Source organism: Pseudarthrobacter sp. TAF60_1 (assembly GCF_052113505.1).
Taxonomy (GTDB): domain Bacteria; phylum Actinomycetota; class Actinomycetes; order Actinomycetales; family Micrococcaceae; genus Arthrobacter.
The window spans coordinates 75,885-98,384 of sequence record NZ_JBFRDI010000017.1; the positions used below are offsets into that span (position 1 = coordinate 75,885).

Here is a 22,500-nt window from a genome sequence, read left to right on the forward strand (position 1 = left end):
GGCCCGCTCATCGGGGTGATGTGCCGGCGTCTGCTTTCCATAGTTGCAACTTCAAGCGTTCTTGTCTTCTTCCCGTGACGGCAGGTGACGTCCAGCACAGCCGGACGGCGGGCGGCACGGCGCGGTATTGTTGCACCGGAAGATTTCAGCCCCAGCGGCAACCCCCTTGAAAGGCCCCCGACCATGAGCATGCTCGGAATGAAATGGAAGCTGCACGGCACCGGCAGGTCGATTAAGCCCGGCCACGTGGTTGCTCCGGACGAGCGGTTGGCCTGGCCCCTGACCATCGGCGTGGGCATGCAGCATGTGGTGGCCATGTTCGGAGCCACGTTCCTGGTCCCCATCATTACCGGGATGCCGCCGGCCACCACTCTATTCTTTTCCGGCATCGGCACCCTCCTCTTCCTGGTCATCACCAAGGGCCGGGTACCCAGCTACCTCGGCTCCAGCTTCGCCTTCATCGCGCCCATCATGGCGTCCCAGCAGCAGTTCGGCATCCCGGGAGCGCTGGGCGGGGTACTGCTCGCCGGCGTCGCGCTGGCCCTGATCGGTGCGATCGTCCAGAAATTCGGTGCGGGCTGGATCAACCGGCTGATGCCGCCGATCGTCACCGGCGCCATCGTGGCCCTGATCGGCCTGAATCTTGCCCCCGCGGCGAAAATGAACTTCGCTGCCGCCCCCATCACCGCAGTGGTCACCCTGGCCACCATCATCCTGGTCAGCGTCCTGTTCCGCGGGATCATCGGCCGGCTCAGCATCCTGGTGGGTGTGGTGGTGGGCTACCTGGTGGCAATGCTGCGCGGCGAAGTGAGCTACGACAAAATGGACGCCGCCGGGTGGATTGGCCTGCCGCACTTCCAGACACCGGAATTCCATGTAGGCGTGCTCGGACTCTTCGTTCCCGTGGTCCTCGTCCTCGTGGCGGAGAACATCGGGCATGTGAAGTCGGTGGCGGCCATGACCGGTCAAAACCTCGACGACGTCTCCGGGCGTGCGCTGATGGCTGACGGCATCGCCACGGTGCTCGCGGGCGCGGGCGGCGGTTCCGGCACCACCACCTACGCGGAAAACATCGGCGTCATGGCGGCCACCAAGGTGTACTCGACGGCGGCGTACTGGGTGGCCGGGATCTTCGCCATCGTGCTGAGCTTCTCACCTAAGTTCGGCGAACTGATTGCCACGGTCCCGCAGGGCGTGCTCGGCGGCGCGGCCACCATGCTGTACGGCATGATCGGCATTCTCGGCGTGAAGATCTGGGTACAGAACAAGGTGAACTTCGCCAACCCGGTCAACCTGACCACCGCCGCAGTCGCCCTGATCATCGGCATTGCGGATTACACCTGGACCATCGGGGAGCTGACCTTCACCGGCATCGCGCTGGGCTCAGCCGCTGCCCTGGTGATCTACCACGGCATGAAGGCCATTGCCAGGGCACGGGGCACGGTGGCGGAACCGGAAACCGAGGTGTCCGGCCTTCCGCCGGCGGCGAAGGCCGCCCTCAACGCCGCAGCGAAACGCAGCCCGAAGAAACGCTGATCAGGCGGCGTGGCCTCCCTCGACGAAGGGCCCCCCTGAACCGCCAAAGCCTGACACCGGCCCGGGTTCGGGCCGCTTGGCGGTCAGCTCTTCCTCGGCGGGGTGCCTCAACTGCCTGATAACCCACGGGACCAGGTATTCCCGGGCCCAGATCAGGTCCTCGGTTCTGGCACCCTTCCAGCTGCGCGGCAGCGGCGGCTTGGGTACCAGGGGCAGCAGCGTATGCGGGACGCTGAGCGCATTCAGCACGGCGGCCGCGATGGTGTGGTGCCCCAACGGCGAGAAATGCAGCCGGTCAGGATCCCACATCCCGGGGTTAGAGAGTTCGCGCAGGAACCACAGGTCAACCATCACCGCGTCGTGGTGCGCGGCAACGGTGTGCAGGTTTTCGTTGAGGATGGCCACCTTGCCGCGGATCTGGCTGAACACAGGGGTGGCACCCCAGTCCGGCCCGGCGAACATGACCACGGTGGCCCCCGACCGGGTCAGCTGGTCCACGGCGGCGTCGAGCTTTTCTGCGAGCCGGTCCGGATCGCTGCGCCGGAACACAATATCGTTGCCGCCGGCGGAGAGCGTCACGAGGTCCGGCTTCAGTGCCAGTGCCGGCTCAAGCTGCTGGTCCAGGATCTGCTGCACCAGCAGGCCGCGAACGGCGAGGTTGGCGTAGGCGAAACCAGGCTGATGGGCGCTGAGCTCCTCAGCTACGCGGTCTGCCCAGCCGCGAAGGCCGCCCTCGCTGCGCGGATCGGGGTCGCCCATCCCCTCCGTGAAGGAATCGCCCAGGGCCACCAACCGGCGCCAAGGGTGAATTGCGGGTTCCTCGGGGGCGCTTGTGGCTGCCCTGTCCTGTTTCCGGGCCTTCATGGTGTACTCCCTGTTTTGTAGGGTCCTTCGTTCAACGCCGGTGTTTCGACCGCGATAAGGCCGAAGCCGGCGTTGTCCCGGCGGGGTTCCGCCGTTTCGGGGCGTGAGGCCGCCACGATATTCAGGGCCGTCTGGCGCAGCCCCTGGCTGGTATGCCGTGCGACGGTCCGGAGGTACTGCACAGCCGCCTCATGGCCGAGCCCGTAGTCGGCCATGAGGATGCCGACGGCCAGGTCCATCAGGACTGCGGAACTCTGGGCTATTGCCAGCTGCGCACCGACTTCGGCCCGCGCGGCCACCCGCACCACCAAACGCAGGGACCGTGCCATTTGCCGGGCATACCGGCGCGCCATGACGATGTCCTGGCTGCTGAAGGCATGGGGCGTGGCGGCGTAGAGGCTCAACGCCGCGTGCCACCCTGCCCCGGACACGATGGGCATGGACAGCAAGGACCTGACCCCGTGGTCCGAGGCAATACTGGCGTAGCCCGGCCACCGGCGGTCGCGGGCGGTATCGGCCACGTGCACAAAATCACCGGTGCGCAGGGATTCGAGCACGGGTCCGTCTGCGAACGAGCACTGTTCTTCGTCTGCGGCCCTGGCCGCGGCGCTGCCGGCGGCGGCTGTCCGGGCCGCTCCGGGACGGAAGAACGTAACGGCCCAACTTACTCGGCGGACATCGCCGTCCAGGTCGCGCATGAACTCGGCGGTGACCGCAGCAAGGAAGTCTTCAACATCCGTGCTCTCAAACACGACATCCTGGGGGTCGGGAAGGGATTCCCAACTCGGCCCCAGTGGAGTCTCCGCGGCCATATTCCACGCCTAGGATCGATACGCGCGGCCCACTGCAAAACCTGTTACTAGGATACGTCCGGAGTTGGTTCCACGGGTGCGGTTCTGCGGCACCAATTGCGGGGCGCTGGACGCAAAAGTGCCGCCCGGAACGAATCCGGACGGCACTTTGCTTCCATAACTGGACGCCGGGGAAACCTGCCGGCACTCAGGCTCAGCCGGCGTCGAAACTTTCGTCGTCGTCGTTCGGTGACTTCTCCTTGGGCAGGTCATTGCCGCTGCCGTCCGGCAGCCCGGCAGCATCCTGTTCAGGCTCCGAGGAGAACGGCTCCGAGCCCTGGGAATCCGCGTTTGATTCGTCGATTTCGGCCTCGGCGGACGGCACCTCCGCGTCCCGCGGCACGGGCGGTTCACCCGGTTCGAACCCGGGATCGTTCGAGTCCACTTCGGCATGGTGCTGCTCGTCAGTGCCGCCAAACCGGCCGGCTCCGGGTTCCCCGGAGCTGTCCTGGTCCTCCTCATTGAAGTGGCTGAGGTTGGGCGTGCCCGTGGCGAACGTTTCGCCGTCGGGGCTGTCCTGGTTAAGGCCGGCGGCGTCGAAGTCCTCTTCATCCCGGGGCTGCGCAAACTGTTTGTTATCCGCGCCGCCCATCTCCTGCTCGGCGGTCGGTGATCCGTAGCCGCCCACTTCCTCTTCCGGTTCCGGTCGCTGGTTTTCCTGACTCATGGTTCCTCCTGTTGTGGATGTGGATGAATCTGACGGGATATTTCTAAAGACCCTTGCCGCCGGTGACCGGCAGCACCGCTCCGGAGATGTAGGACCCCTGTTCCGATGCCAGCAGCACATAGGCCGGCGCGAGTTCCGCCGGCTGGCCGGCGCGCTGGAGCGGAGTGTCCTGGCCGAACGTGGGGAGCTTGTCCGGCCACTCGGTGGCCGGAATCAGCGGGGTCCAGATGGGTCCGGGGGCCACGGCGTTGACGCGGATCCCCTTGGGTCCCAGCTCCTGGGCCAGCGCCTTGGTGAACGCTACCTGGGCGGCTTTGGTCATGGCGTAGTCGATCAACTCCGGGGACGGGTTGAAGGCCTGGATTGAGGCCGTGGTAATGATCGAGGAGCCTGCCTTGAGATGAGGTACCGCGGCCCGCGCCGTCCAAAGCAGCGAATACAGGTTGGTCCGGAACACCCTGTCGAATTCCTCCGTGGGAAGGCTCTCCAAGCTGTCCCGGTTCTTCTGGTAGGCGGCGTTCAGCACCACCACGTCGAGTCCGCCGAACTCGGCCACCGTGTCCTCCACGATCCGCGTGCTGAAGTCCTCTTCCCGTCCGTCACCGGCCAGCAACAGGGCACGCTGGCCGGCTTTACGGATCCAGTCGGCGGTGTCCTGGGCGTCTTCCTCTTCCTCCGGAAGATAGGAAATTGCGACGTCGGCCCCCTCGCGTGCGAAGGCAATGGCAGCGGCTTTGCCGATCCCGGAGTCTCCCCCCGTGATGAGCGCTGCCTTGCCTTGGAGGGCGCCATGCCCCTCGTAGCTGAGTTCGCCATGGTCCGGCTTGGGATCCATGGGCGCCGTGAGCCCCGGCTGCTCCTGCTCCTGCCTCGGGAACCCGGCGGAATGGTAGCTGCCCCTGGGGTCTGCGGGCGGTTCTGTCTGCTTCTGCTTATCGCTCATAGTCCACCTCTTCACTGAATCGGTTTTCGAAGGGCGCCTGCTGCACCAGCCCTTCGAAACTATCCCGCCCGGCAGAGCAAGTCCACCGTTCGACACGAACAATAAGTAACCTTAGCAATTGTTGAACTCGGCGCAACTTCGGCCTAACTTGAGAGCACACGGCTTGGGTGGCCACGCCCCCGGAGCAAGGAGAAGCAATGTCGGATGTGGAGGATTTTAGTGGCAAGTCCGGCCGGAACGAGACAAGGGAGGAACAGCTTGACCGGAACTGGGCCGAGCTGCTTCAGGAACTCCGGGTCCTGCAGACCGGGGTGCAGATTCTGGCTGGCTTCCTCCTGACCCTTCCCTTCCAGCAGCGTTTCAAGGAACTGGACCAATTTCAGGTCACCCTCTATCTCGTCAACGTTGTCATTGCCGCCCTCACCACCGCCTTCATCCTGCTTCCGGTGAGCGTCCACCGCCGCCTGTTCCGCCAGCGCCTCAAAGAGATGCTGGTGTCAAGCGCCGATACCATCACCAAACTGGCCCTGGCCGGGGTTGGGATGCTCAGCGTCGGGACGGCCGCACTCGTGTTCGACGTAACTGCCGGCCGCTCGGCGGGCCTGACCGCCGGCGGCATCCTGCTGGCGGTTCTCCTGGTCCTGCTGATCTATGTCCCCCTGCGGCTGAACCGCCGTGCCCGGGGACGCTGACACAGGCGCGTTGACCCAGGCAGATCCAGGTGCGGTAATCCCCCGCCCCCGCCGGAACGCGGGGAAAGAGACCTTCAAACAAAGGAGATATTATGCGCAAGTGGGCCAGGGAACATGGGCTGCTACTCGCGAACGCCGGATTGTTCCTGGCGTTTTTCGGCGGAATGGTCCTCTCCGGCGCGGCAGCCTACAGCGAGGATCAGACGGCCCACGGGCAGCCGGGCGTCACAATATTGGAGTATCTGTCAACGGGCGACTTTGTGGAAGCCACGTTCGAGAATTGGGAATCCGAGTTCCTCCAAATGGCCATGTACGTGATCCTGACCGTCTTCCTGTTCCAGAAGGGCTCCTCCGAATCCAAGCCCATAGGTGAGGACGCCCCGCAGGACAAGGACCCGCGCGACGCCACCATCAAGGCCTCAACGCCGTGGCCGGTTAAGCGCGGCGGCTTTGTGCTCAAGCTCTACGAGCACTCGCTGTCAATCCTCCTGCTGCTGCTGTTCCTGGCCTCGTTCAGCCTGCACGCCGCCGGCGGAGCCTCCGCGTACAGCGACGAACAACAGAGCCATGGCCAGCCCGCTGTTACGGTGCTGCAGTATCTGGGCACCAGCCGATTTTGGTTCGAATCCTTCCAGAACTGGCAAAGCGAATTCCTGGCGGTGGCCGTTTTGGTGGGCGCCTCCGTTTACCTGAGGGAGAAGGGGTCACCGGAGTCCAAGCCGGTGGCCGAGCCGCACTACGAGACCGGCACCTGAGCGGACCGGCCGCTACGAACCCGGCCTCAGGCGCCTTCCAAAACCTGGCTGGTTGCCCAGGCCAGGTACTTTGCCGCATTGGCGACGGCGTCGTCCGGGCTGGCTGCCACATCGAGCAACTGTGCGGCGGCTACTACGCCGTGGCCGGCCAGGTCCTCGGGCGTCACCAGGATCCGGCCCGCCACCACAATCACCGGGATGCCCCGTTCGCGGGCGGCATCGGCGAGCGCGATGGGGGCCTTGCCGGTGAGCGATTGCGAGTCCAAGGACCCTTCGCCGGTGATCACGAGGTCTGCGTTGTCGAGCTGGCCCGCGAGACCGGTGAGCCCGGCCACCAGCGCAAATCCGCCTTCCAGCCGCGCACTGCTGAAGGCAAGGAACGACGCCGGGAAGCCGCCGGCCGCGCCGGCACCGGGGAGGTTGACGTCCCGGCCGGTCGCTTCACGGAGCACGGACGCCCAGTTGCGGAGGCCGGCGTCGAGCAGTTCCACGGCGTCCGCGTCGGCTCCCTTTTGGGGGCCGAAGACATGGGCGGCGCCGGTGGGGCCGAACAGCGGGTTCTGCACGTCCACGGCGATCCGGAATGAAACGGCGGACAGCCGCGGATCCAGGCCGGAGGTATCCAGGGACACCACATCGGCGAGCGATCCGCCGCCCAGGGGGACCACGTTTCCGGTGCGGTCCAGCGGCTTGAGGCCCAGCGCACGCAGGGCGCCGCTGCCGCCGTCGGTCATGGCCGATCCCCCCAGGCCCAGCACAATTTCGGTGGCGCCGGCGTCGAGGGCTGCGGCGATCAGCTGCCCGCAGCCGTAACTGTGCGCGCGCAGGGCGTTGGCCGCTGTGGGCTCCACCTGCGCCAGGCCGGAGGCCTGCGCGGTTTCGATGACGGCGACGGCGCCGCCGTCGGCACTTTTGCGGATGGCCCAGGCCGCACCCACGGGCTTGAGGATGGGCCCGACGACGGCGTTGAGCCGCTCCTCGTAGCCGGCGGACACAGCCGCCTCCAGGGTTCCCTCGCCGCCGTCGGCGATCGGAAACTGGTTGGCAACGGCATCCGGATAGACGCGCAGCGCACCTTCCGCCATGGCGGCTGCGGCCTCGGCTGCGGTGAGGGAACCCTTGAACTTGTCCGGAGCGATGAGAATGCGCATGCGCTCAATCATGCCAGTCTCCGGCGGGAAAGCGCTTGCCCGATCCGCTATGCGGACAGTGCCTCCTGGGCCGGTGTCTCGCCCTTGAGGACAGCAAAGTAGCCGGGGATCCTGCTGTCCCCGTCAGCATCCATCAGGGGATTGGTTTCGATAGTGGCTGCGCCGTCCTCCACGAGCGTCCACCGTTCCGTTGGCATCACCGCGGCCAGCTCGTCCGGGCCGAAGTGGCCGGGCATGGGGAGCTTACGGATTGCCAGTTCCAGCGGCGCCGGGATCCTGCGAAGCGAGGCGCCCAGGTGTGAGACGTATTCCACCGGGTTTCCGCGAAAGTTCGTCTCCGCCAGGAAGACCCGGCCGCGCCCGCCCACCAACTGCCGGAGGTTCTCCATCAGGGCAGCCTGATCGGCGGTGTCCAGGACATGCAGCACGCCGCGGATGAAGACGTTGGCGTCGGTCGGCCCTGCCAGCCCGGCCCCCGCTCCCGGCCGTGTCATGTCGCATGCCACAAAGCTGAGGTTGTCTACCCCTGCCGATTCGGACCGTGCGCGGGCCACGGCATGGTCAGCCACGTCCACGCCGATCACCTGCGGGGAAAATGCCGCCAGGGCGCGGCTGAAGGCGCCATGACCGCAGCCCACGTCCACCACGGGGAGGTCCGGATCGAAGTGCCGTGCCAGGACGTCCCGGTAGCCGCGCAGTTCGTTGTCAGAGCCGGAATCCCAGAGCACTTCGCTGCTGGTTCCTGTGCTGCCAATGCCTGCCCAATACCTGTTCCAGGCCTCAGTCCGGTCCTTGGGGGCGGAGCGGGACAGCCGGATGAGTTTGGGCAGGATCAAGTACTTCCGCCAGGCGGAGCGCGCGTGTTTCAAAGGGGAGGACACCGTTCAAATATAGGTCCCGGAACGTCCTGCACCGGCGGCGGGAGACGCAATGTCGTTCAGGCGATCGCCTGCTGGTCCTTCAGCAGCCAGTCCGTAGCCTCGTCCCTGGAGGTGAAAAACCGGGTGGGACAGGGCAGTTTGTTAATGCCCAGGATGAAGTTTGCCAGCACCTTGTCCACTGGTGAGGCCCCCAACAACGCTATCCGGGACGCTTGGCATGGCCTGCCGAAAACGGCGCGGGCACCGCGGCTGACCTGGGCCGTAGTGGCCATGTCCACCAGCATGGGATAGCGGAGGTCGCCGCACAGTTCGTTCACGCCGCGCATCGCGGCTTCGGCGTCGGCCTGGGAGATGGACACCGCGCGCGGCCACTTCAGTTGGATGACACCCTGCCCATCCAACGTCAGATCCGCCTTCACACCTTCTGCAGGCTGTTTCGTCACGATTACCCTCCGCGCATCCTAATAAGGGCCAGCGTTGCCCCGTCACCCTACAATGTACTCATTCACGACTGAACAGTGCTCTACCAGCAGCGAGGGGGACAGGTTGCCGACGGACGCGCCACACGTAGCAACCGTGCCCTACCTGGCAGTTGTCGCGGACCCGGACTCCGGACGCCGGCAATTCGTCGCGGCAGCGTTGGAGTCGGCGGGTTTCACCGTCCGCGCTGCCGGGGATGCCGCGGGCCTGTCCGCGATTCTGGACGATGCCAAACCGTCGGTTCTGGTCCTGGACAGTTCCCTGTCCGACATCGACGTCGCAGCCCCTGTCCTGGCGCTCGTGGACCTGGACAGTCCGTCCGAGGTCAAGGCCGTGGAGCATGCCGGTGTGCGGGACTGCATTGCCAAACCACCTGCGGCCAAGGAGTTGATCCACCGGGCCACCGCACTCATCAACCTGGTCTCCCGCCGGTCCGAGAGGCGGGGTGAAGCCGAGACGCTGCGCGAACGGCTGCGGCAGGTGTCGGCGGCACTTCGCGGAACCAACGACCCCCAGCAGATCGCTGACTTTGTGGTGACGGGTTTCGGGGAGACTTTCGGCGCAGACCGGGTCTGCCTGGCCACGTTCGAGGACGAAAGGGTGCCGCTGATCACCGCCCAATGGCACCGGCCCGGGCTGCCGCCCCTGCCTGAGTCCTTGTTCGCGGCGGCGGAAGAAGCCCGCCCGGCAGCGGATCTCCTCTGGTCCCGGGCAGAGCCGCTGACCGCAAACGGAGCTTTTGCGCACGGCGGCACTGATGATGCCGAGCTTCCCGCCGAACTGGCCGCCCTCAACGCCGCAGCCTACGTGGCCGTCCCCATGGGCGACGGCAGTTCATCCCTGGGCATCATCTGGATAGCGCTGCTGGACTCCCCCAGGGAATGGTCGCGGGCGGAGCTCGGCCTCATCCAGCACGTGGCCGGCAACGCGGCACACGGACTGATCCAGAGCCACCTGATCACCAGTCAGCAGCGGGTGGTCAAGCAGCTCCGGGAGTTGGACAAGGCCAAGACCGATTTCCTGGCCACCGTCAACCACGAACTCCGCACCCCGCTGACCTCGATCATGGCGTACCTGGACATGATCCAGGAAAACACGTCAGACCCGGTGTCCACGGAAGTCCACCAGATGCTAGACATTGTGGTCCGCAATACGGAACGGCTTCGACTGCTGATCGAGGACATGCTGAGCGTTTCCCGCAACGGCCACGAGCTCAGTCCGCTGCAGCTGACTCCTGTCCGGCTGGGACGGACCCTGAAGATTGTCACCGCCGCGCTCACCCCGCTGGCGAAGCTGCAGAACGTCAGCATCGGGCTGGCCCCCACTGCCGATGACCTCGACATCATGGCGGACGAAGTCCAGCTGCAGCAGGTTTTTACCAACCTGGTTTCCAACGCCATCAAGTTCACTCCCGGCGGCGGGCGGATCGACGTCGGCAGCTCATCCGAGACCGATGCCGACGGCGCCCGTTGGGCGACCGTCAGGGTCTCGGACACCGGGATGGGGATCTCCGACGATGAGCTGGCCCACGTCTTCACCCGCTTCTACCGGGCTTCCAACGCCATGGCCGGGGCAGTGCCCGGCACCGGATTGGGGCTTGCCATCACGCAGGACATCGTGGATCGCCACGGGGGCCGCATCGAAGTGGCGTCGCAGCTGGACCAGGGCACCACTGTCACCGTGAAGCTCCCACTCGATAACCTTTCGCCACAGAACCCCTGAACCGCTTGCCCCCTGCACTCCGGAGAGGAGGTCCCCTTGTTCGCCGACGATGACCCCAGGCTGTCCCAACTTCTGGAGGGCATTGTCCGGCTTGCCTCCGGCGACCTCCAGTCCCGGATAGAAGTCTCGCCCGCCCGCGACGAACTCGACGCCATCATCATGGGCACCAACCTCCTGGCCGAAGACCTGCAGATCATCTACGAGGAACTTGAACAGCGCGTCGAGGACCGCACCCAACTCCTCCACGAGGCGCACCGTGAAATGCAGAAGATGGCCATGCAGGACCCCCTCACCGGCCTGGCCAACCGGTCGGCGCTCCTTGCCGCGCTGAAGTCCACCCAGGACCACGACGGCGCCAGCCAGCCGGTGATCCTGCTCCTTGACCTGGATGCCTTCAAATCCATCAACGACAGCCTGGGCCACGCCGCCGGAGACCAGGTACTCACCACTGTTGCGAGGCGTATCCGCGGCGCAGTCCGCAGCACTGACGTTGTGGCCCGCCTCGGCGGGGACGAGTTCGCCATTGTTATGCCTGCCACGGGCGCCGACCAGGCCGCCGTCGTGGGTCAACGCGTCCTGGCTGCCCTCAAGGAACCGATCGAACTGCCGGACCGGACCATCCGCTGCGGGGCGAGCCTTGGGCTCAGCGTCGGGGAACCGGGCCGGTCGCCGGACGACCTGCTTATGGAGGCCGACGTCGCCATGTACGCCTCGAAGGCCGAGGGCCAGAACCGCCTCCATGTGTTCGAGCCCGGCCTTCTTCTTGTCCGCAGGCTCCGCAGCCAACTCCTCGATGACCTCCGGACCGCGGTCAAGGGCGAAGGGCTGGTGCTCCATTACCAGCCCGTGGTTGAGCTGGACACGGGCAGGATTGAAGGCATGGAGGCCCTTGTCCGTTGGCAGCACCCCACCCGGGGGCTCATCATGCCGGACGAGTTCATCCCGCTCGCCGAAGATGCCGGGCTGATCTCCGAGCTTGGACTCTGGGTGCTCACGACGGCGGTGCACCAGCTCCGCCGCTGGGTTGACGACGCGCTGGTGGACAGTTCCTTCTCCGTGCGGATCAACATTTCCGCCACCGACCTGCAAAGCCTCCAGTTCATTGAAGATGTCCGCGGGGTGCTCAAGGAAACAGGCGTACGGCCGGAGCAGGTTGTCCTTGAGCTGACGGAAGTAGCGATCGTCAGGGGCAACGAACTGGACCGGTACTCCCTGGGCGGCCTGCGGGGGCTTGGGGTCGGAATTGAGATCGACGACTTCGGGACCGGCTACTCCTCCATCAGCTACCTGCGCCGCCTCCCGGTGGACCGCGTCAAGGTGGACCGGTCGCTGATCGAGGGGCTGGGTACTGATCCCAGCCAACCTGCGCTGGTGGCTGCCGTCCTGCAGTTGGTGCGGGCCTGCGGTCTGGAAGCTGTCTGGGAAGGTGTGGAAACCGCAGAGCAGGCTGAACACCTGCGGAAGCTGGGCTGCCTTAGCGCACAGGGGTACTATTTCAGCAAACCCGTTCCACCCGAACAGGTCCCCGGCCTGCTGGCCGGAAGTCCTGCGCGAAGTAATAGTGCTTAGCCGTTGAGGGGCTGCGCTTTTTGCCAGTCCCGATATACGATCTAGTTGCGGTATCCGATTCTTTGAGGTCTCAGGAGATCGGCCAAATCAGAAGCATCGAATTTCGGAAAGCGCCAGGAAATTTGAAAATAGAACGGCCACGGAGCCATTACTTCGTCAACTGGGGGCGTCGCTAATGACAGTTCGCGTGCAAGCATGGGGAGTTATCGCTGCGGTATTGGCGGATCCCGATCCTGCGGGGGCGGCCATCCGGCAGCACCTCAGCGATCGTCTGGGCGAAAACCCCGGCGTACCGGAACGGGCCCTGCTGGAATATCTGCTGGAGCGCCGGCAGCTGGATGCCGCGCAGGCGGGCACGCCGGACACGGCCCGCGCACCTCAACCCCTGAACGCCGTGCCGCCGCATCTCGCCGAGCGGCTGGATTCGCTGCGGAGTCTCTCCAGAATCAGCGCCCTGCTGGAACAGCAGATGCTGATGACCGCTTTCCAGCCTATTTACGGGCTGGACTCCAAGAGCGTGGTGGGTGTTGAGGCGCTCTCCCGCTTTGTGAGTGACGACGGCGCCGGTGCGGAGCTCTGGTTTGCCGAAGCTGCTTCGGTTGGTTTGGGCGCCAACCTGGAATTCTCAGCCCTCGGTTCTGCAGCGCTGGCGGCCGCGAATCTTCCAGAGCACCTTTATGTGGCGATGAACATCTCGCCCGCATCGTGCCTCGACCCGCGCCTGCCGGAATTGTTTGACCACATTGAGTTGCCCATAGAGCGAATTGTCCTCGAATTGACGGACGGAATTCCCGACGATCAATACTCGCATTTCATCTCCGCAATTACTCCGTTGCGGGAACGCGGGCTGCGAATTGCCATCGATGACTCGCACTCCAGCGCCGGCACGCTCAGCCGGATGCTCCATTTGCGCCCCGACTTCATCAAGCTGGGAAGGAGCGTCATCAGCGGCGTGGACCAGGACCCGACGCAGCATGCCGTTGCCGCCTGCATGGTGGAGTTTGCCACCCGGATCGGAAGCGTGGTGGTGGCGGAAGGCGTCGAAACTGCCGAGGAACTGACAGTCCTGACCGAGTTGGGCTTCACTGCCGGGCAAGGCTACCTGTTGGGCAGGCCCTCTGTGCGGCCGACGGAGTGGGCAGCCTGGAATGCTCCCCTCGACACTGACGAACTCCGACTCCTCGCCTCCGAATCGAGCCACTTCCCGGGGCCCGGCGGCCCTGACCGGCACTAGCCGGCGGCGTGGCCTGGCACTAACCGGCCGCGCCGCCGGCGGACGGACCCTGCTATTCGTCGTGGCCCTGGTCCCCGCTCATCTGGTCCTCCATGGGCGGGGTTTCCCCGGGCGGCACTCCCCCGCCCGGCTCCAGGCCGGTGACGTTGCCCTCCGCGGGGTCCGGGTTTGCCGAACCGGCGGAGTCTTTACCCTCGGAGTCCTTGGTTTTCTTCGCTGACTCGGACGAATCTTCTTCCGGATAGTTGCTGCTCATGATGCCGGGTTCCTTTCCTCGGGTCGGCTGCGGCTGCTCCCCAGCTCTGGACTAATTGTAAGCATGCTGATAATTCTGGAAGATAGGTTCGGCGGGACCCGGGAGCGACGCCGGATCCCCAACTCAAGAAGGAGCGGTCAGATGGACATCGGAGACAGCATCAGCAAGGCAGCGGAAAACGCCATGGAGGACCTGGCTGGCACGTCCAAACCGACTGACGGTGCAAACGTTCCGGAGCCGACCGATCCCAACAGCGACGTCGAGGTGCACTCATCCATTAGCGAGGGTTCCAATGCCATGGAAGCCGAGAAGGAGAAGGCGCCCGGCTTGAAGCCTGGCTCCGCCACCGGCCCGGTGTCCGCCAACCCGGCTCAGCCGGAAGACGGCAACAGCTGACTTCAGCCCGATGCCCGGCAATGCACAACTCAGCTGCCCGGCCACTCGCCCCGTTCCAGGAGCACTTGCTTGAGCAGGTCTGCCCGGTCCGTCACGAGCCCGTCGACGCCAAGGTCCAGCAGGCGGCGCATCTCGTCGGGATCATTGATGGTCCAGACGTGGACCGCGAGGCCGAGGGCATGCGCGCGGCGGATGAATCCGCGTGTGACCACACGAATCGCCCCCTGCCGCACCGGTACTTGCAACGCCTGAACGTCGCGGAACGGGCCCCGGAGCACGAAGCGCAGCACAGGGATCGGAAGAACCGGACCGAGAAGGACAAACAGCCCGTTCGTCACCACCCCGGCCGAAGATGCAACCGGCCGGCTGAGCAGCTTCAGCACCGCCCGGCGTCGGCGGTCTGAAAAGCTGGCCACCAGCACACGGTCATGCGCGCCGTGACGTTCGATGCCGGCGGCCAGGGTGCGCACGGAACCCCAGTCCTTGACGTCCAGGTTCACCCGTACGTCGGGGAACGCCGTGAGGAGTTCGTCGAACAGCGGCACCGGTTCGGACCCGCCGATCCTGGCGGCTGCCACGTCCGCGGCGGTCAGTTCGGAGATCCGGCCACGGCCGTCCGTGACCCGGTCCAGGGTTTCGTCGTGAAAAAGCAGCAGCACGCCATCGGACGTGGTGTGGACATCGGTCTCGACGTAACGGCACCCGAGTTCGACGGCGGCCCGGAAGGCGGCCATCGTGTTTTCGAGCCCCTCCCGGGAAAATCCGCGGTGGGCCAGGGCGATGGGGGGCGGCGGGCGCGAAGCATCACCGGAGGAGTCAAAGTACCGTTCGGTCACGCTGCGAGCGTACCCGAACCTGCCCGTTATGCCTCCTGCAGCACGATCTCCACGGCGTCGCTGCAGTGCAGCATCGTACGCCCCCGTCCGTCGTCGAGATTCACCCACACAGCGGTGTAGTCCGAGGTGATGGCGTCCACGAAACCGCCGGTTTCGTAACCGGGAGTGATCAGGACGCGCACACGGTCGCCCTCTTTCAGCGATTTCCAGTGCGCAGCCGGCTCTGCCGGGCGCAGCGGCCCCTCGGCCGCCCGTTGGTTGCCGTTCCTTGCCATGACTTCCCCTCAAGCTGTGGATGGTGTATATCCACAGCTCACTCTAGGGGGCGAAAGTGAACGTCAGGTGAGCGGAAGCTGTGCACTCACGCGGGGTTTCGGTTAGTGCAGGTCCAGCCCAAGCCCCGCGAGCCTGGCCTCGAGAATCTGGGCCACGCCGTCGTCGTCGAAGTGGGGTGCCTGCTGCCCTGCTGCGCGGATGGCGTCCGGGTGGCCGCTGGCCATTCCGTATCCGTTGCCTGCCCAGCGCAGCATCTCGACGTCGTTGGGCATGTCGCCAAAGGCCACGACGTCCGCGGCATCGATCGAGAGCGACCTGGCGTATTCGGCCAGGGTGACTGCCTTGTTGATCCCGGGAACGGCCAGTTCCAGCATGGCGACGCTGGGCGCAGAGTGGGTGGCGGAGGCCAGGTGCGCGACGGCGGGGCGGACCTCCGCGAGGAAGTCATCCGGAGTGCCGTCCCTGACGATCGCCAGGAACTTCACGACGGCGTCGTCCGCGGTGAGCGTTTCCGCCAGCGGAGCCGGGGTGAATTCGGCCAGCAGCTCGCTGGAGCCGTTCTCGATAAAGCCCGGCTCCAGGTGGAACCCGGTGAGGGTTTCCGCGGCGAACAGCGAGGCGGGCCGCAGTGCCTTGATGATCCGGCGTGTTTCCCGGACGGCATCAAGGCTGAGCGTCCGGGCGGAGACCAGCCGGTCAGCCTCGAGGTCCCACACGACGGCGCCGTTGGAGCAGATCACCGTGCCGGTGTGGCCCAGCTGATCCTGCAGCGGGTGCAGCCAGCGCGGCGGCCGACCGGTGACAAAAACCAGTTCGACGCCGGCCTCCCGGCAGGCATGGAAGGCGCGGACGGTGCGGTCACTGATTTTTCCGTCGTGCCCAAGAATGGTTCCGTCAATATCACTTGCTACCAGCCGCATCTTCCCAGTCTACGTGGATGTCGTTCAGGGGCCCTCCGTCAAGGGGTCGCCATTGGGGGCTGGCAGCAAGTAGCGGGTGAACCACCCGGCAGCCAGCTTCGCCGCCTGCGCGAGCGTTCCGGGTTCTTCGAAGAGGTGGGTGGCTCCCGGAATGATCTCCAGCCGGGTCAGCGCCCGCATGTCCTTCATCGCCGCGCGGTTCAGGGCAAGGACCTGGGTGTCGGCCCCGCCCACGATCAGGAGGGTAGGGGCGCGGACGGCGGCAAGCCCCGCGCCGGCCAAGTCAGGCCGGCCGCCCCTGGACACGATCGCGCCTACCTGGCTGCCGGCGTCGGCCGCGGCCCGGATCGCGGCGGCGGCACCGGTGCTTGCCCCGAAGTAGCCAACGCGGCATGCGGGGCCGTATTGGCTAGCCAGCCACTGGGTTGCCGCGGTGAGCCGCTGGGCCAGCAGCGGGATGTCGAACACGTTCCTGCGGTCTGCTTCCTCGTCCGGGGTCAGCAGGTCCAGCAGGAGGGTGCCCAGGCCTGCGCCTTGGAGAACGGAGGCAACGTACCTGTTGCGGGGGCTGTGCCGGCTGCTGCCACTTCCATGGGCGAAAACGACCACCGCTTCGCAGTGCCCGGGCACGTGCAGGTCTCCCTGCAGGGTCAGTCCGTCGGCCGGGATCTGCACCCCGCGGTCAACGGACGCATCCAGCAGTTCCACCACCTCCTCATCCCCGGTGGGTGAGAAGTCACGGTAATACTGCCCGACTGCCTGGAAGTCATGGGCGGAAATGAGGGAGACCACCTGATCCGGTTCAGTCATGGTGTCCAGCAGGTGCGCCGGGGCCACCGGGACGGCCAGAATTATCCTGGCCGCGCCGAGTTGCCGTGCAACCTGGCAGGCAACCCGGGCTGTTGATCCGGTGGCCATGCCGTCATCGACAATGATGGCGGTCATCCCCGTCAGGTCCGGACGTGGCCGTCCCCTGCGGTACCGTTCCACCCTGGCTTTCAGGAGTGCCCGTGCCTCCCGTTCCACGGTCCGCAGATCGTCTTCGGTTATCCCTGCGAGTGAGATGACTCCCTTGTCCAGTCCGCGGGCATTGCCTTCGCCAATGGCTCCCATTGCCACCTCCGGGCGGAACGGGACGCCGAGTTTTCGGACCACGATGACGTCCAGCGGCGCGCTGAGTGCTTTGGCAACCTCAGCCGCCACCGGAACACCGCCGCGGGGCAGCCCCAGAATGATGACGTCGTCGCCCCGAAACCGGTGCAGTTGCTCTCCCAGCCGCCGGCCGGCGTCGGCCCTGTCCCGGAACTTATTCATCGCCGCAGGATGAAGTGGTCATCATCGCGGTTCCGGGCGCGCAGATTGGGTGCTTCCGGCCGTCATGCTCCCATCGGACACCCTGCCTGGTGGTGCAACAAGGGTAGAAAGTCCCCCGGAAGAGAGACGCCCTGCGACGCCGTTTGACGCTGTGCGACGCCGTGTTGAGCCTTCGCTACGCCCGGTGAACGTCCGTGTCCGGAACCGTTGTGGCACCGCGGGCCCCTCCGTACTCTCTTCTCAACACCTCCGCCAGCAAAGGAAATCCCGTGAGCACACCCTCGGACAAGAGTCCACAGAACCAGCAAGGATCCACCCGGATCGTTGCAGGACAGTCAGCCATCCCGAAACGGCCGCTGGGCCTGAAGATCGGCATTGCCGCCGGCATCCTGGTCCTGGTCGGCGGGGGCGTGGCGGTGGCCTCGGCGGTCTCCGGCAACAATGCCGCCGTCCCGGCCGCTTCCGTTGCTGCTCCGGGCAATGCCGCGGCTGAGCTCAAGCTCGGCTACTTCGGCAACGTCACTCACGCCCCTGCTTTGGTGGGTGTCAGCCAGGGTTACATCGCCAAGGAACTGGGCGACACGAAGCTCAGCACGCAGGTGTTTAACGCCGGGCCCGCCGCGATCGAGGCCCTGAACGCCGGCGCCGTCGACGCCACCTATATTGGCCCGAACCCGGCGATCAACTCGTTCGTCAAGAGCGGCGGGGAATCGGTCAACATCATTGCCGGCGCCGCAGCGGGTGGCGCGCAGCTGGTGGTCAAACCGGAAATCACCTCTGCGTCCGATCTCAAGGGTAAGACCCTGGCTTCGCCGCAGCTTGGCGGCACCCAGGACGTGGCACTGCGTGCCTGGCTGTCCTCGCAGGGCTACAAAACCAACGTGGACGGCAGCGGCGACGTGGCCATCAACCCCACCGAAAACGCGCAAACCCTGAAGTTGTTCCAGGACGGAAAGCTCGACGGCGCGTGGCTGCCTGAGCCGTGGGCGTCCCGCCTGGTGCTGACCGCCGGAGCGAAAGTCCTGGTGGATGAGAAAGACCTCTGGGACGGCTCACTCTCCGGCAAGCCGGGCGAGTTTCCCACCACCATCCTGATCGTGAACAAGAAGTTCGCCGCCGAACACCCGGACACCGTGAAGGCCCTCCTGCGCGGCCACGTTAAATCAGTGGAGTGGCTGAACGGCGCGGCCGCCGGCGAGAAGGCCACCGTCATCAACATGGCCCTGAAGGAAGCGGCCGGCGCGGAGCTCAAAGCGGACGTGATTGACCGGTCCCTGAAGAACATCGTGTTCACCGTTGACCCGCTGGCCGGAACCTACCAAAAGCTCCTGGCCGACGGCGTGACTGCGGGAACCACCAAGCAGGCGGATATCAACGGCATCTTCTACCTCACCGCCTTGAACGAAGTCAGCGGTGAGAAGACCTCGGCTGCGGGGCTGGGCAAGGAGTAGTCTCCCCACCGTCGAGTGGCGAAATCTCAACGCTAATACCCGCGCTTAGCATCGATATCTCGCCACTCGATCCGCGTTATTACTGCCGCCGCTTCACCATCTCGGTGATCCAGATGGGCGCGAACGGCGAGGTACAGTTCGGCGGCGTGGGGTAATCCTTGAGCACCTCCAGGCGCTCCCCGATGTCCAGGGCGCGGGCACGGTGCTCGGGATGTTCAATGCCGATCTGGGCCAGGCAGTGGTTCATTGCCCACTGCAGGCGGTCCGGCGCGGACTGCATGTCCGCCTCAATGACGTCGAGCAGTCCCGGCAGGTCGAGTCCCTCCGGTTTTTTCGCCACGCGGTCTGTGGTCAAAGCCCAGCCGGCACTCGCCACCATCGGGTCCGGATCAGCGAACCATAGCTGGCGAAGCGCCTCGATGTGCGGACTCTTTTTCACCACATAGTTCACCAGCCAGTCCTGCACCTTGGGCGTGCCCGCCTGGCGGATCATGGCGTCCAGCTCCGCCTGATCGAACGACTTCGGACGGCAGATGAGGAGCGCCAAAAGCCGGGCCGCCGTGTCACCGGTTTTCCAAAGCTCAACTGCAAGCTCCTGCTGCGTCTTGAGCCGCTTGGCGACGGCGCGGAGCTTGGTGAGGTTCACCCCGTGGTCGTCACCGTGCCGGATGTTCACTTCACGGGCTCGCGGGTCCTCGAGCGCGGCCAGCTCGGCCATCACCTCATTGAGCGTCGTCCCGGCTGTCGCCATCGTCTGGGCCACCACAGCTTCCTATCTATCGTGCGTGGACTTCAGCCTACCCACCGGGCATGTCCACGGCGCCCGTCACCGTTCCGGATAGCCACCACCTGCATGGAGGCAGATCCCGCCTATTCCTCCTCCTCAGGAACTGCGTTCAGTTCGGCGCGGGTGGGCGGGTTCGCCCCGGGCCGGGAGACGGTGACGGCGGCAGCACGGGAGGCATGTGCAAGGAGTTCAGCAAGGCCTTCAGCCGGAAGCCCGCGCAGGTCCTCGCGGTTCTGCGCGCCGTCCAGTCCGCGGTCAACGATCCCTGAGAGCAGCGCCGCCATGAAGGAGTCCCCCGCGCCCACGGTGTCCGCCACCTCCACTTCCGGCGCCGGGCATTCCACCTCACCGGCGGCTGTAATCCCCCACGGACCGGCTGCGCCGCGGGTGACCACCACCATCGCCGGCCCCTCCGCACCGCCAAGGGACAGCCAGCGCCGGGCGGACTCCAGCACGTCAGCGCCCGGGTACAGCCATTCAAGGTCCTCGTCCGAAGCCTTGACAACGTCAGCCAGGGAGGCGAACTTTTCCGCCTGCCGCCGTGCGTAGTCCACGTCGGTAATGATGCTGGGACGGCAGTTGGGGTCGAAACTGATGGTGGCGGAAGGATGGGCGTGTTCGACGGCGGCGAGGACGTCGGCGGCGCCGGGCACCAGCATCGTCGCGATGGAGCCCGTGTGCAGCAGGGTGGTTCCCTGCAGCATAAAAGGAAGGCGGTCGGCGAGGCCGGGAAGCTCCCAGGCGAGGTCGAACGTGTAGGTGGCGGCGCCGTCGTCGTCAATCAGGGCGGTGGCCACGCTGGTAGGCAATTCATCGGGGCCTTGGGGCAGCATCACGGAACTGGCGCGCAGGTGGGCGGCAACGGCGTCCCCGTAGGCGTCCCGGCCGTAGCGCCCGATGAACTGCACGGGATGGTCCAGGCGGGCCAGGCCCACCGCGACGTTGAGCGGGCTGCCGCCCACGTGCGCCTCGATTCCGGAGGCGCGCTGGACAACGTCAACAAGGCCCTCGCCAATTACAGTGAGCATGGTCATACTCTGCCAGAGAAGGCGCCGCCCCACACAGCCTCCGCCCATCGCCTACCATGGAGATATGACATCCCATGTCCTGCCGATGATGGCGGCCACCCCCGACGTGGAACACGTTCTGGCGGTCCGAGGAACAGGCGGGTACCGCCAGTACAGGATTCCTGCCCTCGCCGTTTCCCAGAAGGGTACGCTTCTGGCGGCGTACGACGGGCGCCCCAACCTTGACGACCTGCCCAATCCGATCGACCTCCTGCTCCGGCGCAGCACGGACAACGGCCGGACCTGGGGACCCCAGCGGGTGGTGCGCACCGGCGGCGGGCTGAACGGATACGGTGATCCGAGCCTCCTGGTGGACGCGGACACCGGCCGCATCTTGTTGTTCCACGCAGCCGGAACGCACGCGGGCTTTTTCGAGGCCGTGGCCGGGATGGAGCCGGAGGACCAGGTGCAGCACTGCGACCTGAGCTTCTCCGACGACGACGGACTGACCTGGCAGCACCGCCGGATCACTGCCGAGCTCAAGCTCCGCCCGCCAATGCGCGCAGGCCAACCCGCCATCACGGGAATTTTCGCCGCCGCCGGGCAGGGCATCCAGATCCACGCCGGGCACTTCCGCGGCCGCCTCGTGCAGCAGTATGTGGTCCTGGCAGGCGGCGAGATCATGGCCGCGTCCGCATTCAGCGATGACCACGGCGAGACCTGGACGCTCGGGGAGCTGATCGACGCGGGCACGCATGGGTTCAGCCCGAACGAAAACAAAGTCGCAGCCCTCTCGGACGGCCGGCTGCTGTTGCACAGCCGCGGAACGCCGCGGCGACTTTCCGCAACGTCCGACGACGGCGGCGCCACCTGGAGTGCGCTGTCCCCGATTGAAGACCTCCCGGACCCGGGCGACAACGGCTCGCTGGTCCGCTTCGACGGGCTGCCGTCGGTGGCCTCTTTCGCCGGGGACGACACCGGCTCGTGGCTCCTGGCCACGAACAACCACGACACGGCCTTGCGGCGGAACACCGTCCTCAGCCTGTCACCCGACAACGGGCGCAGCTGGCCGGCGAAACTTGTCCTGTGCCCCGGCAGTTCGGCCTATTCGACCGCCACCCGGCTGCCGGACGGCAACATCGGCGTGCTGTATGAGCGTCAGGGCTACCGGGAGATCGTGTTTATTTCCGTGCCTGGGGAGCAGCTGACAGCACAGTTGACGGCGTGCCCTCCTGGCCCCGGAGCCGCCAGACCGGACCCCGACGGCGAGGACGCCGGCCTGGCATTCGATATGACACTTCGCTCCATCACGCCGGGGCGCCCGCCCGCCTGGCGGAACACCGGCGAGTTCTACGTGATGCCCTCCGGCGGGGACGGGTGGGGAGTTCACACCTGGAAGGAGATCGGCCAGGGCTACACGGCCGAGGCGGCCCAGGTCATTGGCACCAGGGAAGCGCAGGACCTAAACTACGGCCCCATCGTCCCGGGCTACAAGGCCGGCGACATCCTTGCCTTCACCGGCCGGGCGCGCAACAACGCGGCCTTGCCGCTGACCGGCCTCCGGCTGTCCGGCCCCGGCTCAGAGGCCTTCCCCGGCACGGACCTCCGCCCCGGCGAGGAAGTCCTCTACTTCACGCCGGCCTACACCGTCACGGCGACGGACGTGGCGCGCGGCCACGCGGAGGTCGCCTTCGAGGTGACGGCCTGGTGCGGCACCCAAGCCGTACGCCGCCGTCGTACTTTCGGATTCGACACCCGCAGCGGGGACGTCACCGCGGGCGAGTGAGAGAGCGTTCCCCGAAAACCCACATCGAGTGAGAGAGCGTTCCCAGGGGCGGCGGCAGGGCTGGGGCAGGGGCGGGCGGGGTGGGGGCAGCGGGAGGCGGCGCTTGACGGGAGGCTGTGATCCGAC

Annotated in this window: 23 protein-coding genes; 9 read left to right on the forward strand and 14 right to left on the reverse strand. The window is 66.1% G+C overall.

What is annotated here, in order from left to right:
• The first annotated feature begins 183 nt into the window (after positions 1 to 183).
• Complete coding sequence (locus tag AB4Y73_RS17560; RefSeq protein ID WP_441873412.1) at positions 184 to 1,536, forward strand: uracil-xanthine permease family protein; 1,353 nt, start codon at positions 184 to 186, stop codon at positions 1,534 to 1,536.
• On the opposite strand, the gene AB4Y73_RS17565 is transcribed toward AB4Y73_RS17560, so the two are convergent.
• From AB4Y73_RS17565 to AB4Y73_RS17580, 4 genes are all read right to left on the reverse strand, one after another.
• The gene (locus AB4Y73_RS17565) at positions 1,537 to 2,400 is read right to left on the reverse strand and encodes an SGNH/GDSL hydrolase family protein (protein WP_441873414.1); all 864 of its coding nucleotides are present in this window, start codon (positions 2,398 to 2,400) and stop codon (positions 1,537 to 1,539) included.
• Positions 2,397 to 3,152, reverse strand: coding sequence for a GAF and ANTAR domain-containing protein (locus AB4Y73_RS17570; protein ID WP_441873416.1), 756 nt, complete (start codon positions 3,150 to 3,152; stop codon positions 2,397 to 2,399). Before AB4Y73_RS17570 ends, AB4Y73_RS17565 begins: the two co-directional genes overlap by 4 nt.
• 253 nt (positions 3,153 to 3,405) lie before the next feature.
• Entirely contained in the window at positions 3,406 to 3,918 is a 513-nt protein-coding gene (locus AB4Y73_RS17575) for a hypothetical protein (RefSeq protein ID WP_441873418.1), read from the reverse strand.
• Positions 3,919 to 3,961: 43 nt separating this feature from the next.
• Positions 3,962 to 4,861 carry an SDR family oxidoreductase gene (locus AB4Y73_RS17580; RefSeq protein WP_441873420.1) on the reverse strand — a complete coding sequence of 300 codons (900 nt, stop codon included), beginning with the start codon at positions 4,859 to 4,861 and terminating at the stop codon, positions 3,962 to 3,964.
• Between the two features lie 197 nt (positions 4,862 to 5,058).
• Here AB4Y73_RS17580 and AB4Y73_RS17585 point away from each other — a divergent pair, with 197 nt between their 5' ends.
• Both AB4Y73_RS17585 and AB4Y73_RS17590 read left to right on the forward strand, forming a co-directional pair.
• Positions 5,059 to 5,553: a DUF6328 family protein gene (locus tag AB4Y73_RS17585; protein ID WP_441873422.1), complete on the forward strand. Its 495-nt coding sequence runs from the start codon at positions 5,059 to 5,061 to the stop codon at positions 5,551 to 5,553.
• Between the two features lie 92 nt (positions 5,554 to 5,645).
• Complete coding sequence (locus AB4Y73_RS17590; protein ID WP_441873424.1) at positions 5,646 to 6,308, forward strand: DUF6766 family protein; 663 nt, start codon at positions 5,646 to 5,648, stop codon at positions 6,306 to 6,308.
• Positions 6,309 to 6,334: 26 nt separating this feature from the next.
• Here AB4Y73_RS17590 and AB4Y73_RS17595 read toward each other — a convergent pair whose 3' ends face one another.
• Genes AB4Y73_RS17595 through AB4Y73_RS17605 form a run of 3 tightly spaced genes read right to left on the reverse strand, consistent with a single transcriptional unit; the run spans position 6,335 to position 8,783 of the window.
• Positions 6,335 to 7,459, reverse strand: coding sequence for a glycerate kinase (locus AB4Y73_RS17595; RefSeq protein ID WP_441873495.1), 1,125 nt, complete (start codon positions 7,457 to 7,459; stop codon positions 6,335 to 6,337).
• A gap of 47 nt (positions 7,460 to 7,506) precedes the next feature.
• On the reverse strand, positions 7,507 to 8,340 hold the full coding sequence (locus AB4Y73_RS17600; protein WP_441873426.1) for a class I SAM-dependent methyltransferase: 834 nt from the start codon (positions 8,338 to 8,340) through the stop codon (positions 7,507 to 7,509).
• 56 nt (positions 8,341 to 8,396) lie between these two features.
• On the reverse strand, positions 8,397 to 8,783 hold the full coding sequence (locus AB4Y73_RS17605; protein WP_441873428.1) for a DUF7793 family protein: 387 nt from the start codon (positions 8,781 to 8,783) through the stop codon (positions 8,397 to 8,399).
• A 133-nt stretch (positions 8,784 to 8,916) separates the two neighbouring features.
• Here AB4Y73_RS17605 and AB4Y73_RS17610 point away from each other — a divergent pair, with 133 nt between their 5' ends.
• From AB4Y73_RS17610 to AB4Y73_RS17620, 3 genes are all read left to right on the forward strand, one after another.
• Positions 8,917 to 10,542, forward strand: a complete 1,626-nt coding sequence (locus AB4Y73_RS17610; protein WP_441873430.1) for an ATP-binding protein — start codon at positions 8,917 to 8,919, stop codon at positions 10,540 to 10,542.
• Between the two features lie 36 nt (positions 10,543 to 10,578).
• The gene (locus tag AB4Y73_RS17615) at positions 10,579 to 12,111 is read left to right on the forward strand and encodes a putative bifunctional diguanylate cyclase/phosphodiesterase (protein WP_441873432.1); all 1,533 of its coding nucleotides are present in this window, start codon (positions 10,579 to 10,581) and stop codon (positions 12,109 to 12,111) included.
• A gap of 175 nt (positions 12,112 to 12,286) precedes the next feature.
• Positions 12,287 to 13,345 carry an EAL domain-containing protein gene (locus AB4Y73_RS17620; RefSeq protein WP_441873434.1) on the forward strand — a complete coding sequence of 353 codons (1,059 nt, stop codon included), beginning with the start codon at positions 12,287 to 12,289 and terminating at the stop codon, positions 13,343 to 13,345.
• Between the two features lie 52 nt (positions 13,346 to 13,397).
• On the opposite strand, the gene AB4Y73_RS17625 is transcribed toward AB4Y73_RS17620, so the two are convergent.
• Positions 13,398 to 13,601, reverse strand: coding sequence for a DUF6480 family protein (locus tag AB4Y73_RS17625; protein ID WP_441873436.1), 204 nt, complete (start codon positions 13,599 to 13,601; stop codon positions 13,398 to 13,400).
• Positions 13,602 to 13,742: 141 nt separating this feature from the next.
• On the opposite strand from AB4Y73_RS17625, the gene AB4Y73_RS17630 reads away from it, so the two are divergent.
• Positions 13,743 to 13,997 (forward strand): hypothetical protein, encoded by a 255-nt coding sequence (locus AB4Y73_RS17630; protein ID WP_441873438.1) that lies wholly within the window; start codon positions 13,743 to 13,745, stop codon positions 13,995 to 13,997.
• A gap of 29 nt (positions 13,998 to 14,026) precedes the next feature.
• Here AB4Y73_RS17630 and AB4Y73_RS17635 read toward each other — a convergent pair whose 3' ends face one another.
• From AB4Y73_RS17635 to AB4Y73_RS17650, 4 genes are all read right to left on the reverse strand, one after another.
• On the reverse strand, positions 14,027 to 14,833 hold the full coding sequence (locus AB4Y73_RS17635) for a glycerophosphodiester phosphodiesterase (protein ID WP_441873440.1): 807 nt from the start codon (positions 14,831 to 14,833) through the stop codon (positions 14,027 to 14,029).
• Positions 14,834 to 14,859: 26 nt separating this feature from the next.
• Positions 14,860 to 15,108 carry a hypothetical protein gene (locus AB4Y73_RS17640; protein WP_441873442.1) on the reverse strand — a complete coding sequence of 83 codons (249 nt, stop codon included), beginning with the start codon at positions 15,106 to 15,108 and terminating at the stop codon, positions 14,860 to 14,862.
• Positions 15,109 to 15,210: 102 nt separating this feature from the next.
• A complete protein-coding gene (locus AB4Y73_RS17645) occupies positions 15,211 to 16,029 on the reverse strand; it encodes an HAD family hydrolase (RefSeq protein ID WP_441873444.1) in 819 nt (272 codons plus the stop codon).
• Positions 16,030 to 16,053: 24 nt separating this feature from the next.
• Positions 16,054 to 17,343, reverse strand: a complete 1,290-nt coding sequence (locus tag AB4Y73_RS17650) for a phosphoribosyltransferase family protein (RefSeq protein ID WP_441873446.1) — start codon at positions 17,341 to 17,343, stop codon at positions 16,054 to 16,056.
• A 269-nt stretch (positions 17,344 to 17,612) separates the two neighbouring features.
• Here AB4Y73_RS17650 and AB4Y73_RS17655 point away from each other — a divergent pair, with 269 nt between their 5' ends.
• Entirely contained in the window at positions 17,613 to 18,794 is a 1,182-nt protein-coding gene (locus AB4Y73_RS17655; protein ID WP_441873448.1) for an ABC transporter substrate-binding protein, read from the forward strand.
• A gap of 79 nt (positions 18,795 to 18,873) precedes the next feature.
• Here AB4Y73_RS17655 and AB4Y73_RS17660 read toward each other — a convergent pair whose 3' ends face one another.
• Positions 18,874 to 19,545: a DNA alkylation repair protein gene (locus AB4Y73_RS17660; RefSeq protein ID WP_441873497.1), complete on the reverse strand. Its 672-nt coding sequence runs from the start codon at positions 19,543 to 19,545 to the stop codon at positions 18,874 to 18,876.
• Between the two features lie 119 nt (positions 19,546 to 19,664).
• The gene (locus tag AB4Y73_RS17665; protein ID WP_441873450.1) at positions 19,665 to 20,609 is read right to left on the reverse strand and encodes a carbohydrate kinase family protein; all 945 of its coding nucleotides are present in this window, start codon (positions 20,607 to 20,609) and stop codon (positions 19,665 to 19,667) included.
• Positions 20,610 to 20,673: 64 nt separating this feature from the next.
• On the opposite strand from AB4Y73_RS17665, the gene AB4Y73_RS17670 reads away from it, so the two are divergent.
• Positions 20,674 to 22,374 carry a sialidase family protein gene (locus AB4Y73_RS17670; RefSeq protein WP_441873452.1) on the forward strand — a complete coding sequence of 567 codons (1,701 nt, stop codon included), beginning with the start codon at positions 20,674 to 20,676 and terminating at the stop codon, positions 22,372 to 22,374.
• Positions 22,375 to 22,500 lie beyond the last annotated feature (126 nt).

What these genes read in the sequence shown, in the direction of transcription:
- AB4Y73_RS17560 (WP_441873412.1), top strand. Translation starts at nt 184, where the DNA reads ATGAGCATGCTCGGAATGAAATGGAAGCTGCACGGCACCGGCAGGTCG.
- AB4Y73_RS17565 (WP_441873414.1), bottom strand. Translation starts at nt 2,400, where the DNA reads ATGAAGGCCCGGAAACAGGACAGGGCAGCCACAAGCGCCCCCGAGGAA.
- AB4Y73_RS17575 (WP_441873418.1), bottom strand. Translation starts at nt 3,918, where the DNA reads ATGAGTCAGGAAAACCAGCGACCGGAACCGGAAGAGGAAGTGGGCGGC.
- AB4Y73_RS17580 (WP_441873420.1), bottom strand. Translation starts at nt 4,861, where the DNA reads ATGAGCGATAAGCAGAAGCAGACAGAACCGCCCGCAGACCCCAGGGGC.
- AB4Y73_RS17585 (WP_441873422.1), top strand. Translation starts at nt 5,059, where the DNA reads ATGTCGGATGTGGAGGATTTTAGTGGCAAGTCCGGCCGGAACGAGACA.
- AB4Y73_RS17590 (WP_441873424.1), top strand. Translation starts at nt 5,646, where the DNA reads ATGCGCAAGTGGGCCAGGGAACATGGGCTGCTACTCGCGAACGCCGGA.
- AB4Y73_RS17595 (WP_441873495.1), bottom strand. Translation starts at nt 7,459, where the DNA reads ATGCGCATTCTCATCGCTCCGGACAAGTTCAAGGGTTCCCTCACCGCA.
- AB4Y73_RS17620 (WP_441873434.1), top strand. Translation starts at nt 12,287, where the DNA reads ATGACAGTTCGCGTGCAAGCATGGGGAGTTATCGCTGCGGTATTGGCG.
- AB4Y73_RS17625 (WP_441873436.1), bottom strand. Translation starts at nt 13,601, where the DNA reads ATGAGCAGCAACTATCCGGAAGAAGATTCGTCCGAGTCAGCGAAGAAA.
- AB4Y73_RS17630 (WP_441873438.1), top strand. Translation starts at nt 13,743, where the DNA reads ATGGACATCGGAGACAGCATCAGCAAGGCAGCGGAAAACGCCATGGAG.
- AB4Y73_RS17640 (WP_441873442.1), bottom strand. Translation starts at nt 15,108, where the DNA reads ATGGCAAGGAACGGCAACCAACGGGCGGCCGAGGGGCCGCTGCGCCCG.
- AB4Y73_RS17645 (WP_441873444.1), bottom strand. Translation starts at nt 16,029, where the DNA reads ATGCGGCTGGTAGCAAGTGATATTGACGGAACCATTCTTGGGCACGAC.
- AB4Y73_RS17650 (WP_441873446.1), bottom strand. Translation starts at nt 17,343, where the DNA reads ATGAATAAGTTCCGGGACAGGGCCGACGCCGGCCGGCGGCTGGGAGAG.
- AB4Y73_RS17660 (WP_441873497.1), bottom strand. Translation starts at nt 19,545, where the DNA reads ATGGCGACAGCCGGGACGACGCTCAATGAGGTGATGGCCGAGCTGGCC.
- AB4Y73_RS17665 (WP_441873450.1), bottom strand. Translation starts at nt 20,609, where the DNA reads ATGCTCACTGTAATTGGCGAGGGCCTTGTTGACGTTGTCCAGCGCGCC.
- AB4Y73_RS17670 (WP_441873452.1), top strand. Translation starts at nt 20,674, where the DNA reads ATGACATCCCATGTCCTGCCGATGATGGCGGCCACCCCCGACGTGGAA.